Genomic DNA, 18,704 nt, shown 5'->3' with positions numbered 1-18,704 from the left:
AGGCATGTGGTGCACGCCACTCCCGGATAAGAATCCACGGCTCTCGCGCGGGACTTTCTCCCCTGCCCCGCGGGACCAATTACCCCCCGCCCGGCACGGAGCCCCGCCGTCCCCGGTAGGCTGCGTGCGGCCAGTTCCTAGGAGGGGGTATGGAACCGCTGCGACTCGACGACCCCGAGCAGTTCGGGGCGTACCGGCCGGTGGGGCGTCTGGACACGGACGCCGGCGAGATGCGCGCGCCGGGCGCGCGCTACATCGCGCAGGCGCCAGGCGGCGAACGCACCGTCCTGATCACCGCACCGCACGCCGAGGCGACGGCCGCCGACCACGGCCACGCCGGGCGCTTCCACGCCGCCGCCGCCGAGGCCCAGCGCCTCGGCGGTACGGGCGGCCCGTGGCTGGCGCCGGTGAGCGAGCTGTCGGCCGCCGGCCCGCCCTGGTGGGCGATGCCGTACCGGCCCGCGCTGCCACTGCCCGCCGCGCTGGACGCCCAGCAGGGCCCGCTGCCCGAGCGCACCGTGTACGCCGTGGGCGCCGCGCTGGCCGAGACGCTGGCGGCGCTGCACGCCGCGGGAGCGGCGCACGGCGGGCTCGACCCGACGGCCGTGCTGCTCACCGGTGACGGTCCGCTGCTGACCGGCTACGGCACGGTGAGCGCGGCGGGCGCCGACGGCAGCCCGCGCGAGCGCCAGGCCGGGCTGATACCCGAGTTCCTGCCGCCGGAGCAGGCTGCGGGCGGGCGGCCGCGGCCGCTGGGCGACGTCTATGCGCTCGCCGCAGTGCTCGTGTACGCCGCGACCGGCCTGGTCCCGGGCGACCAGGCGGCGGAGCCGCAGGCGGGGGCCTTCCCCGACCCGCTGACGGACCCGCTCGGCGATCCCGCGTACGGCGCGGACCCGTACGCCACCGACCCCCACGGCACCCCCGCGAACCCGCTGGACCTGCTCCGGCCCGGCCTCCGCGCCGTCCTGGAGCCCTGCCTCCACCCCGACCCGGCCCGCCGCCCCACCGCCGCCGCGCTGCTGCCCGGCCTGCTGCACGCCGCGGCGCCCGGTCACTCCGCGGCCCCCGGCCCGGGAGCGGCCGCGCCCGGGACCGTGCTCGACGCGGCGACCACCCGCTCCGGCGCCGCCCTGGCCCCCGGCTGGCTGCCCCGCCGGGTCAGCGCCGCCCTGGCGCTCCAGGCCGCCGACGTGCTCGCCGCCGAGACCGAGCCGGACCCCGATTTCCTCGCGGCGCCGGTCCCCGGCACGCCCGGGGCGCCGGACCTGATCGGCGGCACCACCGTCATCGGCCGTCCCGCCACCCGCCGCGCCCTGCTCGCCGGCATCGCCGGCGGGGCGGTGGGCGTCGCGGCCGGCGGCGCCGCGGCCTGGGCCGCGACCGCCGAGGACCCGCCGCCCCCGCCGACCGCCGCGGAGCGGCTGGCCGCCCGCACCACCGGCAGGAAGCGGCTGACCGGTGCCCCGCCGCCCGTCCTGTGGGGCAAGGGCCTGGGCAAGGTGGAGCCGGTCGGCCCGCCCGCCGTCGCCGGGGGCACCGCCGCGCTGGTCGTCGCGAAGTCCGGCGTCTTCGCGCTGGACCTGCGCACCGGCAAGGAGCTGTGGGAGCAGTCGGACGTCAGCGCCGCGGCGCCCGCCGTGCCGTTCGGCGACGGCATGGTGCTGGTGCCCGGCAAGGACCTGACGGTGCTCGACGCCGCGGACGGCTCGGTCGCCTGGACGTCGGAGAAGTTCCGCCGGGGCGGCAGGACGCCGTACGGCGCGCTCCTCGGGGTGGCCGGCGACACCGCCGCGTTCACCGTCGAGGAGGGCGGCGAGCTGGCGGTCGTCGGCTTCGACCTGGCCAAGCGCCGTGAGCTGTGGCGCTCGCCCGGCTCGGCCACCGCGACCGCCGCGCTCTTCCTCGGCGGCTCGGTCGTCCTGGTGCCCGAGGCCGACGAGGACGCCAGGTACCGCGACAAGCCGGTCACGGTCTCCGCGCTCGACCTCGCCAGCGGCGAGGAGCGGTGGGCGCAGGAGTACGCCGGGATGGCGGGCGGCCACTGGGCGGCGGCGGGCGAGGACCTGCTGGTCGCCACCGCCGGCAAGACGATGCGCGGCTACGACGCGAGCGGCGACGGCGCCGAGTTGTGGAATCTGACCGCGGAGCCGTGGGACGAGGACATGGAGAGCACCAACCCGCAGAACCTCGGCCCGCCCGCCGTGCAGGGCACGATGATCCACGCCCTCGACACCTTCCGTGCCGTGCACTCGGTGGCGCAGGACTCGGGCAAGGAGCAGTGGAAGCGCAATCCGCAACTCGCCTACGTCGGGGTGCTCGTCCAGGCCCCGCCGCTGCACGTCACGTCCGACGAAAAGCTGCTGATCGCGGGCGACGACACCCAGGTGCTGGCGTACGACGCGGACGGCGGCGACCTGCTGTGGCGGTTCACCGACATGCGGCCGGGCAAGCCGAAGTACGCACACCGGCGCCGGGTGGCGGTCGGCAGGAACACGGCCGTGGTCGCGAGCGGGAGCAGCGTGTACGCGCTGCCGCTGGACTGAGCGCGCGGCGGCAAGGGGGATTGTTCGTATGCACACGTTGACCGGCTCCGGCGGTCCGAACGGCGGCGCGACCGGCACGACCGTGGGCGGCCAGCGGAGAGTGGGTCCGCACCGGATCGTCGCGCCGCTGGGCGGTTTCGCCCCGGAGGGCGGGCCCCCCGACGGGCCGCAGTTCCATCTGGCGTTCAGCGAGCCGCTGGGCCGGGTCGTGGTGCTGATGACGCCGCCCGCGGCGCTCGCCGCCGACCCCGGCTTCCGGGTCCGGTTCGCCTCCGAGGCCGGTACGTCCGCGCGGCTGGCCGGCCCGGCCGCCGCGCCGGTGGCCGGGGTGGCGCCGCAGGAGGAAGAGCCGTGGGTGGCGTACGACTGCGCGCCCGCGCTGCCGCTGCCCGCGGCGCTGGCGGCGCACGGCGGGCCGCTGCCGGTGCCGTACGTCTGCCGGCTCGGGGTGTCGCTGGCCGCCGCGGTGCTCCAGGCGCACGCGCAGGGCCTGGTCTACGCGGGGCTGACGCCCGCCGCGGTACTGCTGACGGCGGCCGGGCCGCGGCTCGTGGCGTACGGCGCGGTGCGCGCGGCGGCGCCGGGCGACGGGCCCCGTACGGCGGTGCCCGGGCTGCCGCCCGCGTGGCTGCCGCCGGAGCAGCACGCCGGCGGGGTGCCGCGGCCGCTGGGCGACATCCATGCCCTGGGCGTGGTGCTGGCGTACGCCGCCACCGGCGCCCCCTCCCCCGACCTGGCCGGCGTGCCGGAGCCGCTGGCCTCCGTCCTCGCCGGCTGTCTGGCCCAGGACCCGGCGCAGCGCCCCCGCGCGGACGCGCTGCTCCAGCATCTTCAGCAGGCGCAGCAGGCCCTCCCGGCGGAGCCGGGGCAGGAGGAGGTGCCCGGCGCCGTCGCCGCGGCGCTGACCGCCCAGCTTCCCGCGCTGCCGGCGCAGGGCCCGCTCACACCCCCGCCCGGCCCCGGCGGCCCCGGCGGTCCGCCCGCTCCCGGGCAGACGCCGGAGACGTCGGCCGGGGCGGGTGCCGGGCAGACCGCGGTGCCCCCATCGCGCCCGGGCCGCCGCGCGCTGCTGCGCGGCCTCGCCTTCGGCGCCGCGGGCCTCACGGTCGGCGGGGGCGGTGTCTACGCGTACCGCCGCGCGACGAAAGAGGAACCGCCGGTCTACCGCACCACCCCCGCGAAGGGCGCCGCGCCCACGCCGCTGTGGCAGTACTCGCTGCAGGGCCAGGAGGCCGACGGGGTCAGCCTCATCGGCAGGATCGCCGCCGTGGAGACGATGGGCGCGCTCACCGCCGTGAACGTGCGCACCGGGAAGAAGGCGTGGGACTCCGACGTGTTCGCGGACGGGGGTCTGATCGACCTCGGCCGCGGCCAGGCGCTCGTCATCTCGACATTCAGCGCCATGGAGATCGTCGACCTCGCCGGCGGCAAGTCGAAGGGCGCCATCGAGGACTACTCGGCGAACGGCAAGCTGTCCTTCCAGGAGGCCGTAGGCGCCGTCGACGGGATCGTCTACTTCCTGGCCACGCGGGGTGCGGACCTGGAGGAGTTCGCCATGGTCGCGTACGACACCCGCAAGCGCGAAGAGGTGTGGAACAAGCCGCTGCCCGAGGGCTACGGCGACCTGAACGACAATCCGCTCAGCGACGGCGAGAGGATGAAGGTCCGCGGCCGCGAGCTGTTCATCCCCAGCGCTCCCACCTCCGGCTTCGACTTCAGCTACCTCGTACTCGACCGGCGCAGCGGCGAGAAGGCGTGGGAGCAGAAGTTCGAGGGGATCGAGGACTACGACGGCCCCAGCAGCTTCGCGACCGAAGCCGGGATGCTCGTCAGTCCCAAGAACGAGGGCGACACGCTGCGGGGGTTCGAGATGCGCGGCGCCAAGAAGGTCTGGGAGCACCCGATGAAGGAGCACTTCTCCGGGGAGCTGACCGACGCGCGCTCGCGGGTGCTGTACGGCACGCAGGGCGCCGAGGTGACGGCCCTGTCGGTGCGGAGCGGCAAGCCGGTGTGGCGCACCCCGGTCTACTCCGGCGGCCGGTTCGACGTCACGAACGTCGTCCTCAGCGGCACCGGCGGCACGCTCTTCTACAGCAACGACGCCGAGGTACAGGCGTTCGACACCCGCGACGGCTCGCCGCTCTGGCGGTTCGCCACGGTCAGCGAGGCCGGCGGCGCCACCGACGACGGCACCGGCGTCTCCGGCCGGGTGCTCGCCGCCGACGACGGCATCGCCCTCGTCCTGTCCAAGGACGCCCTCTACGCACTCCCGGTGGACTGATCCCATGGCTACGCCCCTCACCCACGACGATCCGCAGCAACTGGGCCCGTACCGGCTGGTCGCCCGCCTCGGCAGCGGCGGCATGGGCACCGTCTACCTCGCCCGCTCCGCGGGCGGGCGCACCGTGGCGCTCAAGACCATGCACGCCGACCTCGTCAGCGGCGAAGCCGGCACCGCGGGCGCCGAGTTCCGCACCCGCTTCCGGCTGGAGACCGACGCCGCCCGCGTCATCGGCGACCACTACGGCGCCGAGGTCGTCGACGCCGACCCGCTGGCGGAGACGCCCTGGCTGGCGACCGAGTACGTGCTCGGCCCGCCGCTGGACGAGGCGGTGGCGGTGTCGGGACCGCTGCCCGAGACCACCACGCGGGCGCTGGGCGCCGCGCTCTGCGAGGCGCTGGGACAACTGCACCGCTCGGGCGTCGTCCACCGCGACCTGAAGCCGTCGAACATCCTGCTGACGTCGGCGGGGCCGAAGGTCATCGACTTCGGCATCGCCCGCGCGGCGGGCGACGACCACCTGACCCGTACCGGCACCGCCGCGGGCACGCCCGCCTTCATGTCGCCCGAGCAGGCGTCCGGCGTCGAACACACCCCCGTCGGCGACGTGTTCGCGCTCGCCGGCGTGCTGGTCTTCGCCTGTACGGGCCACGGCCCCTTCGGCGGCGGCCAGGCCGCGGACCTGCTGTACCGGGTGCGCTACGGCGAGGCCGACCTGTCCGGCGTGCCCGCCGGCCTGCTGCCGCTGCTGCAGCGCTGCCTGGCCAAGGAGCCGGAGGTCCGCCCCGGCACCGACGAGCTGGCGATGCTGCTCGCCGAGGGACTGCCGGGCGGTACGGCAGACTTCGCCGACCATCTCCCGGACGCGCTGCACGCCGACATCCTGCGCCGCGCCGCCGTCGCCTGGCAGCCGCAGCCGCCCCGGCTGCCGTCGCCGGAGCAGGCCGCCATGGAGACCGAGAGGGGCGCGGGCAACGGTCCGTCGCGGCGCAAGGTGCTGGCGCTCGCCGGCGCGGGCGCCGTGGCGGTCGGCGGTGCGGGCGTCGGGGCGTGCGCGTACCTCCGCGACGACGAGAAGGAGCCGGAGGCCAAGCCCAGGGCGACGAAGCCGAAGGCGCCGAAGGAGCTGTGGACGCGCCCGGTCGTGGGCGGCGGCGGTGCGTTCAGCCTGGCCACCGGCGGGAACTACGTGCTGCTCCTCACGACCACCGGCGGCGGGCAGTTCGTCGACGCGCGCAGTGGCAAGCTGCGCGGCGTCAGCCAGTTCCTCTCCCCGTCCACCGGCATCATCGGCGACGACTCCGGGTTCTTCTCCGTGGCCAGCCGCAGTGTCTCGGGCGAGGGCACCCACGCCCTCTTCGCCAACGACCCCGAGACGGGCGAGCAGGAGGAGGACGTCGTCCTCAACGGCGCGGACGTCAGGGGCACGGCCATCGAGGCCGCCGAGAACGGCATCGTGCTGATGCGCGCGACCACACGCTGGGTGACCCGGGTCTACCGCGACAAGGAGACGAAGAAGAAGGTCGTCGAGAAGACGCCGTGGACCTCGCAGTTCGTGGCGGCGGACATGAAGACCGGCGAGCTGCTGTGGGGGTACGACAACAAGTCCCCGGACACCGGCCCCTCGTACGCCACCGCCCTGACGAAGAACGAGGCGCTCATCCGCGTCGAGTCCACCCTGACGTGCATCGACGCCAGGACCGGCGAGGTGCGCTGGACCTGGAAGGCGCCGAAGGCCGACCGCGAGTCGCTGGCCGGGCTGCAGCAGTTCCCCACCGCCAAGGGCCACGTCCTCCTCGGCCTGCGCGACCTGACCGCGCTGCGGCTGTCGGACGGCGAGGTGGGCTGGTCCGTCGGCGAGGACCGCGAGGCCCGCGCCGCCCTCGGCCCGGACACCCGCCTGTACGGCACCCCCGCGGTCAAGGACGGCAAGGTCTACGTCGTCGAGAACGGCAACGGGCTCATCGCCATCGACGGCGCCAGCGGCGAGGTCGAGTGGGAGGCCAAGGCCGACTGGGCCGGGCCGCAGGCGTTCATCGTCGCGCCCGTGGTCGGCAAGAAGTACGCGTACGTGGGCACCGGCGGCCGCGACTGGGTGCGGGCCGTCGACCTCAAGGAGCACAAGACGGCCTGGTCGTACCGGGGGCCCGAGGACAACGAGCGCCCGATGGTCCTCGAACAGGACGACGCGAAGGTCGTCCTCGTCGTCACCGCGGCCGAAGTGCGCGGGCTCCCCCTTCAGTAGGAACTTCCACCAGGAGCGGTACGTCCATGAAACCCCTCGGCACCGGAGACCCGCTGCGCCTCGGCCCGTACCGCCTCATCGGCGTGCTCGGCGCGGGCGGCATGGGCAAGGTGTACCTCGGCCGGGACTCCTCCGGCCGGCCCGCCGCGATCAAGGTGCTGCGGCCGGAGCTGGCCCACCAGTCGAACCTGGCGCAGCGCTTCGTCCGCGAGGCGCACGCCGCGCAGGCGGTGCAGAGCCCCGGCGTGGCGCGGGTGCTGGGCGCCGAGACGGAGAGCGGACGGCCGTGGATCGCCTGCGAGTTCCTCGCCGGGCCGACCCTCGCCGAGGCCGTCGAGCGCTACGGGCCGCTGGACGGCACGGCGCTGCGCGCGGTCGGGGCGGCGCTGGCGAACACGCTGACCGACATCCACGCGGCCGGCCTCGTCCACCGCGACGTCAAGCCGCCGAACATCGTGATGACCGCGTCCGGGCCGCGCATCATCGACTTCGGCATCGCCCGCCCCGAGCACGGCCTGACGCTCACCAGCACCGGCGAGGCCCCCGTCACGCCCGGCTACGGGCCGCCGGAGCAGGTGCTCGGGCAACGGGTGGGGCCGCCCGCGGACGTGTTCGCGCTGGGCGCCGTGCTCACCCTGGCGGCGACGGGCCACACGGCGTACCAGGGCAGCCATGTGGCGGCGGTGCAGTACGAGGTGGTGCACGGCGAACCGCGGCTCGAAGGGCTGCCGCCGGACCTCTACCCGCTGATCGCCCCGTGTCTGGCCAAGGACCCCGCGTACCGGCCCACTCCCCCGCAGATCGCCGCCGCCCTCGCCCCGCCGCCCGGCGCCGCGGCGATCTGGCAGCAAGGACCGCTCGCCGAGGACATCGGGGGCCGCGAGCAGGAGGCGACCCGCCTCGCCGCGCTCCCCGCGGCCGGCGACACCCAGGTGCCGGGGCCCTCGCGGCGGCGGCTGCTGGTCGCGCTCGGCACCGGCGGCGCGGTGGTGGCGGCCGGCGCCGGCACGGCCGCCTGGTGGTGGCTGGGCAAGGACGACGGCGGCACGACCACGGCGCCCAAGCGCGACCCGTGGGCGGCGCAGCCGCTGAAGAGCTACAGCACGAACAACGCCCCCGCGGCGCTCTGGGGCCCGGTCGGCGGGCTCAACTCCGATACGCCGCTGGTGCTTCCGCTGCGCGAGACGCTGGTCGTCGCGATGGCCGACGGCAGCATCGCGGGCCTGGACGTCCGCACCGGCAAGGAGAAGTGGCGCCAGGAGGACGCCGCGGCGGCGGCCCGCGCGGCGGCGCTCGACGAGAACACCTTCGCCGTGGCGGACGCCGAGGGCGCCGTGTACGGGCTGCGCGGCCGCGACCGGCGCGAGCAGTGGTCGGCGCCGGACGCGCGGGCGGCGGTCGTCCTCGCGGCCGACGCGAAGGGCGCGTACGTGACGACCAAGGACGGCGAGCTGCGCGCGGTCGGCACGAACGGCAAGGAGCGGTGGACGGTCGAGCTGCCGGTCAAGTCCAGCGTCAGCAAGCCCGCGTGGGCCACGACGGCCGACGGCATGCTGGTGCTCTCCGGCTCGGACGGCAAGCTCGCGGTGGTCGACACCGGCGACGGCAAGAAGGTCTGGGGAACCCCGAAGCGCAGCTCCTACGCGATGCCGTGCGCGGTAGGCGGGGGCTTCGTGTACGCGGGCGGGGACGGCCTGACGGCGTACGCGCTGAAGGGCGACGGAAAGGTGGAGTGGAACGAGGATCCGAAGGGCGAGTACATCTGGAGCGCACCGGCCCTGGACGGCGATCTGCTCTACGCCGTGAACGACACGAAGCTCACCGTGAGGAACGCCAAGACGCGGGAGATCGAGTGGACGCAGGAGGCCTTGGCCGTGGCGCTGAGGTACCCGCCGGTGATCCAGGGCAACTCGCTGTGGGCCGGGACGACGTCGAGCGTGGATCCGGACGCGCTGAAGGTCTACGACATCGGCAAGGGCAGGGTGGCGTGGGAGGATCGCCGTACGTCACGTGAGCGGGACGACTGGACCATGGCCGCCGCGGACAACAGGGTGTTCGTCCTCTACACGGGGTCGCTGACCGCAAACCCGGTGTTCTGACCGGCAGTCGGGCGGACGGGCCCGCGGGGGTGCGACGCGGCCCGCGGGTGCCGGTGTTCTGAACGGTGACACTTCCGTTGCCGATTGCGACAGTCCGGCCTGCCGACGCGCTCCGTACTCCCCTTAGGGTGGGAGAAGCACACGGCACCGGGCAGGCGCCGGCACGACCGCCGTGGTGCGAGGGGATCTGGGAGGCACAGTGAGCAGCGATCGGGACGAGAACGGCGCGGGCCGGACCAGCCCCGATGTCGAGCGGTCCGCTACGGAGGCGGAGGGCACGGGCGAGTTCACCGCGAGCCCGGCGCCCGCGGCCTGGTACACGCAGGGGGTGCCGCCGCCGAGCACCGGACAGGACGAGGAGGCGGGCACCGGCTCGTCCCACGCCGGCTCGGCGATGCCTCCGTTGCCCAACGGCTTCACCGCCGCCCATGCCGCGGCCCCGGGGCCGGTGCCGGAGTCGATGACGCCGCCGCCGTTCCTGCTGACGCTGCCGGACGAGCCGCCGGAGCCGGCGACGGCACCGGAGTCTGCGCCGCCGCCCGGGCCGGTGGCCGTCGCACCGGCCGCGGACCGGGACAAGGACGACGGCCAGGATGAGGCGTACGCGGACGAGGACGACTCCCCGCCGCTGACGGCGGCGACGGACCCGGCAGCGGTGGCGTTCGCGGCCCTGCCGGCGACTCCGGCGGCGCCGGAGGCCGGGACGGACGACGACGCGGACGCCGGAGCCTCGGCCACGGCCGAGGCCGAGGAGTTCACGTCCTCCCCGGTGAGCGCGCCGAGTGGGTACGGAGCCGGCGCCTCCGCGACGCCGGCGGCCACCGACGAGCCGGACGACCGGGAGGCTGCGGCGTACGACGAGCAGGACACCGCCTCCGCCGGGCCGGAGGCGGACGACGAGCCCGCCGGAGCCACGGCGGAGTCCGCCGACGCGGACGACGACCGGGACACCGGCTCCGACTGGTCCGCGACCACGGAGACGTCCGACGACGACTCCCGGTCCGGCGCCGACTGGCCGTCCCTCCCGGAGGCGACTCCCGCCGGGCAGAGCGACGACGACTCCGCGTCCGGTGCCGACTGGCCCTCCCTCCCTCAGACGGCCCCCGCCGCGCAGGCCGGCGAGGACGACCGGGCCGACGACACGTGGCGGGGCTCCGAGTCGGAGTCGGCGTGGCCCGTTCCGTCCGCGAGCGCGGCCGACCCGGCGGACGGCGACGACGAACCGGCCGTGGCGGCCGCGGACACCGACGAGACCCCCGAGGCGGAGTCCGCGGCGTCCGGCACCGACTGGTACAGCACCGCCGCGCCGGCCGCGGACGCGGGCGATGCGTCCGGGCCGGCCGCGGCCTGGCCGTTCACGGCCGCCACCCCGGCGGCGGTCGACGAAGCCGCCGGGACGCAGGACCCGGCCGACGCTCCGTCCGGCACCGACTGGCAGGTCAGCGCGGCCGACGGCACCGACGAGTCCGCCGGGTCCGGGTCCGCGTGGCCCGCCTTCGCCGGCACGCCGGAGGCCGCGGAAAACGCGACCGACGCGTCCGGCGAGGGCGCCGAGGCGCCGGAGGCGGGGGCCGACTGGCCGCCCGTTCCCGACACCCGGCCCGCCCCGGAGCCGGACGCCGACGACATGCCCGCGGCCGGCGCATCCGCCTTCCCCGCACCGCAGTTCGCGCCGCCGCCGCGACCGGACGCCGACGACGCGGGTACGCCCGCCCCGTACCGCGACGACGCCACGCGCACGCTCACCCCGCTCGTCGCCCACGCCGCGCCCGGCGCGGCGCGGACGGACCGGGGCCAGGACGACGACGCGGCGCAGGACGAGGCGGACCAGGGCGACGTGGTGAGCGGCGCCACCATGCGCTTCTCGCCCGCCTCGCTGCGCGCGCAGGCCGCGGAGGCCCAGGGCCGTACGCCCGCGGACGACGAGCCGAACGACGCCGTGCCCGCCGCCGCCGAGGTGCAGGACCGGGTGCCGGCCGACGCCGCGCCCGCCCGCGACGACGAGCCGCAGGACGCGCCGCCGCAGGCCAGCCCGTACGCGACGGACCGCGCGCCCGCCGGCGCCAACCCGTGGGCGCCCGCGCCCGCCCCCGGCGAGTCCGCCTCGCCGACGGCGCTGCCGCCGCTCCCCCCGCAGTTCCCCGCCGCCGAGGCGCAGCGCCCTCCGGCCGCGGACCTGCCGTCCGGCCCGCCGCCCGCCGCGGGCGCACCCTGGCAGTCGCCCGCCCCGCAGCCCGCACCGGAGCCGTCCGCGCCACAGCCCCCCGCGGCCCCCCCGGCGGCGCCCTCCGTCCCGCCGGCCGCCGCACCGCCGCAGCAGCCGTACCCGGGCCAGCCCGCTCCCGGCGCCGCCGCGGCGTCCGCGCAGCCGCCGGGCGCCGCCGCCCCGGCGCCCCCGGCCGCGCCCGCTCCGGCCACCCCGCCCGGCGCGCAGTCCGCGCCCGGCAGCCGGCTCCCGGCCCCGCACACCCCGGCCACGCCCGCCGCCAGCGCCGAGGCACCCCGCTCCGCGCCCGCCGCCGAGCCGCCGCCCGGCTGGACCGTGGCGTCGCCCTCCGGCGTGCCCGTAGCGCCGGCCGGCCAGCAGCCCGGCTCCGGCGCCCCGCAGGGCGGTTACGGCTGGCCCCAGCCCCCCGCCGCCCAGCAGGGCCAGCCGGGACAGCAGGGCCAGCCCGGGCAGCAGGGCCGGCCGGGACAGCAACCCGGCCAGCCCGGCGCCTACCCGGGCCAGCCCGCGCAGCAGCCCCAGCCCGGCCAGCAGCCCGGCTACCCGGCCCAGCCCGGTCAGCCCGGCCAACTCCCGGCCCAGCCCGCCCCGCAGCCCCCCGGTCTCCCGCCCGCCGGCGGCGGCCAGACCGGCGCCCCGGGACAGGGAGCCCTCTCCCCGGCCACCTCCCCCGCGCCCACCGCCCAGCCCGGCGGCGACCCACGGTCCGGCGGCTGGCCCGACGTCACGCCCGAGCAGCGCCGCCAGCCGGTGCACAACGCCCCGCTCGGCTACACCGCCGCCGTCGAGCTGTCCTCCGAGCAACTGCTGCACGACAAGCACAAGCCGCAGCGCAAGTCGGAGCGCGGCGGCCTGTCCCGCTTCAAGCTCGGAGGCAAGGCGGCCGAGGAGGAGCGGCAGCGCAAGATCGCCCTCGTCCGCACGCCGGTGCTGTCCTGCTACCGCATCGCCGTGATCTCCCTCAAGGGCGGCGTCGGCAAGACCACGACGACCACCGCGCTCGGCGCGACCCTCGCCGCCGAACGGCAGGACAAGGTCATCGCGATCGACGCCAACCCGGACGCCGGCACGCTCGGCCGCCGGGTGCGCCGCGAGACCGGCGCGACGATCCGTGACCTGGTCACCGCGATCCCGTATCTCAACAGCTACATGGACATCCGCCGGTTCACCTCGCAGGCGCCGTCCGGCCTGGAGATCCTGGCCAACGACGTCGACCCGGCGGTCTCCACGACGTTCAACGACGAGGACTACCGCCGCGTCATCGACGTGCTCGGCAAGCAGTATCCGGTGATCCTCACCGACTCCGGCACCGGCCTGCTCTACAGCGCCATGCGCGGCGTCCTCGACCTCGCCGACCAGCTCATCGTCGTGGCCACCCCGTCCGTCGACGGCGCGTCCAGCGCCAGCACCACGCTCGACTGGCTGCACGCCCACGGCTACGCCGACCTGGTGTCCCGGAGCATCACGGTCATCTCCGGCGTCCGCGAGACCGCCAAGATGATCAAGATCGACGACATCGTCAACCACTTCAAGCAGCGCACCCGTGCGGTGCAGGTGATCCCGTTCGACGAGCACCTGTCGGCGGGCGCGGAGCTGGACCTGTCGATGATGCGGCCGAAGACCAAGGAGGCGTACTTCAACCTCGCCGCGCTCGTCGCCGAGGACTTCACCCGCGCCCAGCAGGCGCAGGGCCTGTGGACCGGCGAGGGCGGCCAGCAGCCGCCGCAGGCGATGCCGCCGCTGCCCGGCCAGGGCGGTGGCCCGGGCGGCCCCGGCGGCTACGGCGCGGGCGGGGGGTACCCGGGCGGCGGCGGCTATCCGGGTGGCGCACCCGGCACCGGCCCGTCGCAGGCGCAGTCCGGCCCGAGCCCGTACGGGTGACGCCCCGGGCGCACCCGCCGGCGGCCCGCGACACCGGTCGCCCCGGGGGCGTACCGGCAGACCGGCCAGCGCAAACGCGCGCCCGCAGGCGCGCGGGAGAGCCGGCCGCGCCGCCGGCCCCGGACGGGTGGCCGCCCGGCCTGCCGCCATTGGGTTGAACCAATGAGGCCCGCAGCCTTTTTGAAGGCGCGGGCCTCATTCGCGTTTCAGCCGGGTATCGCCCTCGTACAGGCCGGTCACGGTCGTTGACATGTTTAGACCAACCTCGCTAGACAGACCCGACCCCAGGCCGGTCAGCCGGCATCCCGCCCCCCTTCAGCCCGCGAGGTGTCATGCAGCCCACCGACGACAACGCCCCGACGCCCGGCCCACTCCGCCGACCGACCCCCGCCGCCCGCTCCGGCCGCCGGCTGCGCCGCGCACTCTGCGCGGGCGCCGCGGCCCTCGCACTGCTCGGAGCCGCCACCGTCGGCCCGGCCGCGGCGAAGCCCACGCAGGACGACAGCGGCGACGACGGCGACAAGACGGTCCTGACGGCCGCCGTGGCGCAGAGCGTCGACTCGCTCAGCCCGTTCCTCGCGGTCACCCTCGTGGCCACGAGCCTGAACCGGCTGATGTACGACTCCCTGGTCAACTACGACGTCAAGACGCAGGAGCCCATCCCGGGGCTGGCCGAGAAGTGGGAGCCCTCGAACGCGGGCAAGACGTGGACGTACACCATCCGCGACGGCGTGAAGTGGTCCGACGGCAAGCCGCTGACCGCCGAGGACGCCCGCTGGACCTTCGACACGATGATGACCGACGACGCCGCAGGCGCGGCCAACGGCTCGTACGTCGCCAACTTCGCGAAGGTCTCGGCGCCCGACGCGCGCACGCTCGTCGTGGAGCTGAAGGAGCCGCAGGCCACGATGAACTCGATGGACCTGCCGATCGTGCCCAAGCACGTCTGGCAGGACGTCGACGACCTCGGGAAGTTCAACAACGACGCCGACTTCCCGGTCGTCGGCAGCGGCCCGTACGTGCTCACCGGCTTCAAGACCGACTCGCACGTCACCTTCGAGCCGAACGAGAACTTCTGGCGGGGCAAGCCGAAGTTCGACGAGCTGACGTTCAAGTACTACAAGGAGACCGACGCCGCCGTCGCCGCCCTGCGCAAGGGCGAGGTGTCCTTCGTGCCGGACCTGACGCCGGCGCAGGCCGCGTCGCTGAAGGGCCAGCCCGACATCAAGGTCAACGACGGCCAGGGCCGGCGTTTCTGGGCCATCGCCACCAACCCCGGTGCGCGGGACGTCGAGGGCCGCAAGTTCGGCGACGGCCATCCCGCGCTGCTCGACCCGCAAGTGCGCGAGGCGCTGTTCCTCGCGGTGGACCGTACGGCGATAGTGGACAAGGTGCTCCAGGGCCACGGCGTCGAGGGCGAGGGCTACATCCCGCCGCGTTTCGCCGACTACCACTGGAAGCCGTCCGCCGAGCAGAAGATCGGCTACGACCCGGAGAAGGCGGCGCAACTGCTGGACCGGGCGGGCTACGAGCTGAAGGACGGCAAGCGCGTCGGCAAGGACGGCAAGCCCCTGAACTTCCGGATGCTGTGCCACTCCACCGACCCCAAGGACAAGGCGGCGGGCAAGTTCCTGGAGGAGTGGTGGGGCGCGCTGGGCATCGGCCTGGACCTGCAGTGCCTGGACAACGTCGGCGACCCGTGGGTGGCCGGTGAGTACGACCTCGCCTTCGACGGCTGGTCGGTCAACCCCGACCCGGACTTCGTCCTGGCCATCCACACCTGCGCCGCGCTGCCGGAGTCCGAGGACGTCGTCGGGCAGACGGACAACTTCATCTGCAACAAGGACTACGACCGGCTCTACGCCGAGCAGTTGGCCGCTTACGACGACCCGGCCAAGCGCGCGGAGATAGTCCGGGAGATGCAGTCGGTGCTCTACGACACCGGGTACATGAACGTGCTGGCGTACCCGAACTCCGTGGAGGCCTACCGCACCGACCACATCGAGTCGATCACCGCGATGCCCGCCGGCAACGGCAACATCTGGGGCCAGGACGGCTCCTGGAGCTGGGCCACCGCGGTGCCCGCCGCCCAGGCGTCGGACGACGACGGCTCGGCGATGGGCGTCGTGCTCGGCGGCGGTGCGGCGGTCGTCGTGGTGGTCGCGGCGGGCGTGTTCTTCACGCTGCGCCGCCGGGCCACCGCGGAGGACCGCGAGTAGCCCGTACGCACCCTCGCCCCCGGGGTGTCCGGCGCCGCGCCGGACACCCCGCCCGGCCGACCCCACCGCCCGGGACGCAACTCCCCCGCCCCAGCAGCACTCCCACCCGCGCGCGACGCACGCGCGCCACGCACCCCGGACGGCACCCCAGCAAAGCGAGGGCCATGTCTACGGCAGACGCATCCGTCACCCCCGCCGCCGCGAAAACGGCGCCCGACGCCCGCGGCTCCGCGGGCAGCTCCCGCCGCGCCTATCTCAGCTATGTGGCGGGCAAGCTCGCCGGCGCCGCGGTCTCCCTCTTCGCCATCCTCGTCACCAGCTTCTTCCTCTTCCGGATCATCCCCGGCGACCCGGTCAAGACGATGACGCACGGCCGCAAGGTCGACGCCGAGCAACTCGCCGCGCTGCGCCGGCAGTACGGCCTCGACCTGCCGATGTGGGAGCAGTTCACGCACTACGTCGGTGACGCGCTGACCGGCGACCTCGGCGACTCGTACCAGTTCAACAAGCCGGTCCTCGACCTCATCTGGGAGCGGGTGCCGGCCACCCTGCTGCTCACCGGCACGGCCGTGGTGCTCTACAGCGCGCTCGGGCTCTGGCTGGGCACGCGCGCGGCCTGGCGGCACGGCGGCCTCGGCGACAAGGTCAACACGAGCATCGCCCTCACCCTGTGGTCGGTGCCGCACTTCTGGCTCGGGATGCTGCTCATCATCGTCTTCTCCGTGGGCGTCGGCCCCGTCCCCGGGCTCTTCCCCACCGGCGGCATGGAGTCGGGCGACGAACACGGCCTCGCGTACGTCGTGGACGTGATCCACCACATGTTCCTGCCGGTGCTCACCCTCGTGGCCGCGTGTTACGCGCAGACGCTGCTGGTCATGCGCTCCTCGCTGCTCGACGAGATGGGCAGCGACTATCTGACGGCCGCCCGCGCCAAAGGGCTGCGCGACGACCTCGTACGCCGCCGGCACGCCGTGCCGAACGCGATGCTGCCGACGATCACGCTCGTCTTCGTCAACCTCGGCTTCATCGCGGCCGGCTCCATCCTGGTGGAGACGGTCTTCTCCTGGCCGGGCCTGGGCGGACTGTTCTACCAGGCGCTGAGCATCCCCGACCTGCCGCTGATCCAGGGCCTGTTCATCGTCTACGCGGGCTCGATGATCCTGGCGAGCGTGGTCGCCGACCTGATCTATCCGCTGTTCGATCCCCGGGTGGGCCGATGAGTACGGAAGCACTGGGCAAGGAGCCGGGCTTCGAGCCCAAAGTCCCGCCCGCCGCAGAACCCCCCGCCACCGACCCGCGGGCGCTGGCCCGCGCGCGCCGGCGCCGCTCCGCGGCCCGCTTCTGGCGCGCCTACCGGAAGCAGCGCGCGGGGCTCGTGGGCCTCGTCGCGCTCGTCGTCATCGCCTTCGTGGCGCTGGCCGCACCGCTGCTCGTCGGCTCCGACGCCGACAGCGTCACCGACGCGCCCGGCACCGCGCTGGAAGACCCCAGCACCGAGTTCCCGCTGGGCACCGACCAGTTCGGCCGCTCGGTGCTCGACCTCCTCGTCCACGGGGCACGCATCTCGCTCACCGTCGGGCTGCTGGCCGCCGCGCTGACCGTCGGCATCGGCACCCTCGTCGGCATGCTCGCCGGCCACTACGGCGGCTGGCTGTCCGGCGTGATCATGCGCGTCACCGACTTCTTCCTCGTCATGCCGACGCTGGTGCTGGCGATCGTGCTGGCCACGGTGATGTCCCGGTCGGTCACCACCGTCATCATCGCCATCGGCGTGGCCGCCTGGCCCAAGACCGCGCGGCTGGTGCGGGCGCAGACGCTGGCCATCGAGGCCCGCCCGTACGTCGAACGCGCCCGGGCGCTCGGCGGCGGGCACACGCACATCATGCTGCGGCACGTGCTGCCGAACGTGATGCCGCTGGTCCTCGCCCAGACCACCCTGGTCATCTCCGAGGCCATCCTCACCGAGGCCACGCTCGCGTTCCTCGGCCTCGGCGACCCGCAGGTCATCTCCTGGGGCGGCATGCTCCAGGACGCCCGCGAGGCGGGCGCGATCAGCTCCGGGCACTGGTCGTTCCTGGTGCCGCCGGGCATCGCCATCGCGGTGGTCGCGCTCTGCTTCACGCTGTCGGGACGGGCGCTGGAGTCCGTGCTCAACCCGAAGCTGGGGGTGGCGAAGTGACGCTCCTCGACGTGCGCGACCTGCACGTGACGTACGGTACGGGCGCGGCCGCCGTCCCCGCGGTACGCGGTGTGGACCTCAGCCTGGCCGCCGGGCAGAAGCTCGGCCTGGCGGGCGAGTCGGGCTGCGGCAAGTCGACCCTGGCGCTGGCGCTGCTGCGGCTGCTGCCGCCCTCGGCGCGGCTGAGCGGGGAGATCCTGCTCGACGGCCAGGACGTGCTCACCATGTCGTGGGGGCGGCTGCGCGCGGTGCGCTGGGCGGGCGCGTCGATCGTCTTCCAGGGCGCGATGCACTCGCTCAACGCCGTCCACCGCATCCGCGACCAGATCGCCGAGCCGATCCTGCTGCACCGGCTGGAGACCTCCCCGAGCACGGCCCGGAAACGGGCGGAGGGGCTGCTGGAGCAGGTCGGGCTGCCGGCCGCCCGCGGCGGCGCGTACCCGCACGAGCTGTCCGGCGGCCAGCGGCAGCGGGTGATGATCGCGATGGCGCTGGCGTGCGATCCGCGGCTGATCGTCGCAGACGAGCCGACGACGGCGCTGGACGTGATGATCCAGGCCCAGATCCTGCGGCTCATCGAGCGGCTGGTCGCCGACCAGGGCATCAGCCTGCTGATGATCAGCCACGACCTGGCGGTGCTCTCCGACACCTGCGACCGGCTGGCCGTCATGTATGCGGGCCGGATCGTCGAGGAGGGCCCGGCGCGGACGGTGTTCACGGCGGCCGAGCACCCCTACAGCGGCGCGCTGGCGGCGGCGTTCCCGACCGTCGGCCGTGCCGCCGACCGCCGCGCCCCGCACGGTCTCCCCGGCGATCCGCCGGACCCGGCCCGGCTGCCGCCGGGCTGCGCGTTCCATCCGCGCTGCCCGGTGGCTCTGGAGACCTGCGCGACGGCGGACCCGCGCCTGCGGGAGGCGGGCCCGCAGCGCCGGGCGGCGTGCGTACACGTGGACAGTGTCAAGGAGGCACGGTGAGCGGGGAGTCGGCGGAGAAGGAGAAGGACGCGGGCACGCGGGGCGACGGGCCG

Annotated in this window: 9 protein-coding genes; all 9 read left to right on the top strand. The window is 75.2% G+C overall.

What is annotated here, in order from left to right; genetic code table 11:
* Positions 1 to 149 precede the first annotated feature (149 nt).
* The gene (locus ABGA99_RS25390; protein ID WP_347580232.1) at positions 150 to 2,546 is read left to right on the top strand and encodes a PQQ-binding-like beta-propeller repeat protein; all 2,397 of its coding nucleotides are present in this window, start codon (positions 150 to 152) and stop codon (positions 2,544 to 2,546) included.
* 28 nt (positions 2,547 to 2,574) lie between these two features.
* Positions 2,575 to 4,827 (top strand): PQQ-binding-like beta-propeller repeat protein, encoded by a 2,253-nt coding sequence (locus ABGA99_RS25385; protein ID WP_347580233.1) that lies wholly within the window; start codon positions 2,575 to 2,577, stop codon positions 4,825 to 4,827.
* 4 nt (positions 4,828 to 4,831) lie between these two features.
* The gene (locus tag ABGA99_RS25380; protein WP_347580234.1) at positions 4,832 to 7,072 is read left to right on the top strand and encodes a protein kinase; all 2,241 of its coding nucleotides are present in this window, start codon (positions 4,832 to 4,834) and stop codon (positions 7,070 to 7,072) included.
* Positions 7,073 to 7,098: 26 nt separating this feature from the next.
* A complete protein-coding gene (locus ABGA99_RS25375; protein ID WP_347580235.1) occupies positions 7,099 to 9,171 on the top strand; it encodes a serine/threonine-protein kinase in 2,073 nt (690 codons plus the stop codon).
* A gap of 199 nt (positions 9,172 to 9,370) precedes the next feature.
* Positions 9,371 to 13,279, top strand: coding sequence for an SCO5717 family growth-regulating ATPase (locus ABGA99_RS25370; protein WP_347583492.1), 3,909 nt, complete (start codon positions 9,371 to 9,373; stop codon positions 13,277 to 13,279).
* A 332-nt stretch (positions 13,280 to 13,611) separates the two neighbouring features.
* On the top strand, positions 13,612 to 15,498 hold the full coding sequence (locus ABGA99_RS25365) for an ABC transporter substrate-binding protein (protein WP_347580237.1): 1,887 nt from the start codon (positions 13,612 to 13,614) through the stop codon (positions 15,496 to 15,498).
* Positions 15,499 to 15,662: 164 nt separating this feature from the next.
* A complete protein-coding gene (locus ABGA99_RS25360; protein ID WP_347580238.1) occupies positions 15,663 to 16,718 on the top strand; it encodes an ABC transporter permease in 1,056 nt (351 codons plus the stop codon).
* Positions 16,715 to 17,677, top strand: a complete 963-nt coding sequence (locus tag ABGA99_RS25355) for an ABC transporter permease (protein WP_347580239.1) — start codon at positions 16,715 to 16,717, stop codon at positions 17,675 to 17,677. Before ABGA99_RS25360 ends, ABGA99_RS25355 begins: the two co-directional genes overlap by 4 nt.
* Positions 17,674 to 18,651: an ABC transporter ATP-binding protein gene (locus tag ABGA99_RS25350; protein ID WP_347580240.1), complete on the top strand. Its 978-nt coding sequence runs from the start codon at positions 17,674 to 17,676 to the stop codon at positions 18,649 to 18,651. Before ABGA99_RS25355 ends, ABGA99_RS25350 begins: the two co-directional genes overlap by 4 nt.
* The last annotated feature ends 53 nt before the right edge of the window (positions 18,652 to 18,704 follow it).

The sequence above is a fragment of the Streptomyces sp. B5E4 genome, from assembly GCF_039871555.1.
Classification (GTDB): domain Bacteria; phylum Actinomycetota; class Actinomycetes; order Streptomycetales; family Streptomycetaceae; genus Streptomyces.
The sequence above is the reverse complement of the archived record's forward strand: the minus strand, read 5'-3'. Positions and strand labels throughout refer to the sequence as shown.

Coding starts and splice junctions, on each gene's coding strand:
- ABGA99_RS25360 (WP_347580238.1), top strand. CDS start 15,663: ATGTCTACGGCAGACGCATCCGTCACCCCCGCCGCCGCGAAAACGGCG.
- ABGA99_RS25375 (WP_347580235.1), top strand. CDS start 7,099: ATGAAACCCCTCGGCACCGGAGACCCGCTGCGCCTCGGCCCGTACCGC.
- ABGA99_RS25390 (WP_347580232.1), top strand. CDS start 150: ATGGAACCGCTGCGACTCGACGACCCCGAGCAGTTCGGGGCGTACCGG.
- ABGA99_RS25355 (WP_347580239.1), top strand. CDS start 16,715: ATGAGTACGGAAGCACTGGGCAAGGAGCCGGGCTTCGAGCCCAAAGTC.
- ABGA99_RS25385 (WP_347580233.1), top strand. CDS start 2,575: ATGCACACGTTGACCGGCTCCGGCGGTCCGAACGGCGGCGCGACCGGC.
- ABGA99_RS25365 (WP_347580237.1), top strand. CDS start 13,612: ATGCAGCCCACCGACGACAACGCCCCGACGCCCGGCCCACTCCGCCGA.
- ABGA99_RS25380 (WP_347580234.1), top strand. CDS start 4,832: ATGGCTACGCCCCTCACCCACGACGATCCGCAGCAACTGGGCCCGTAC.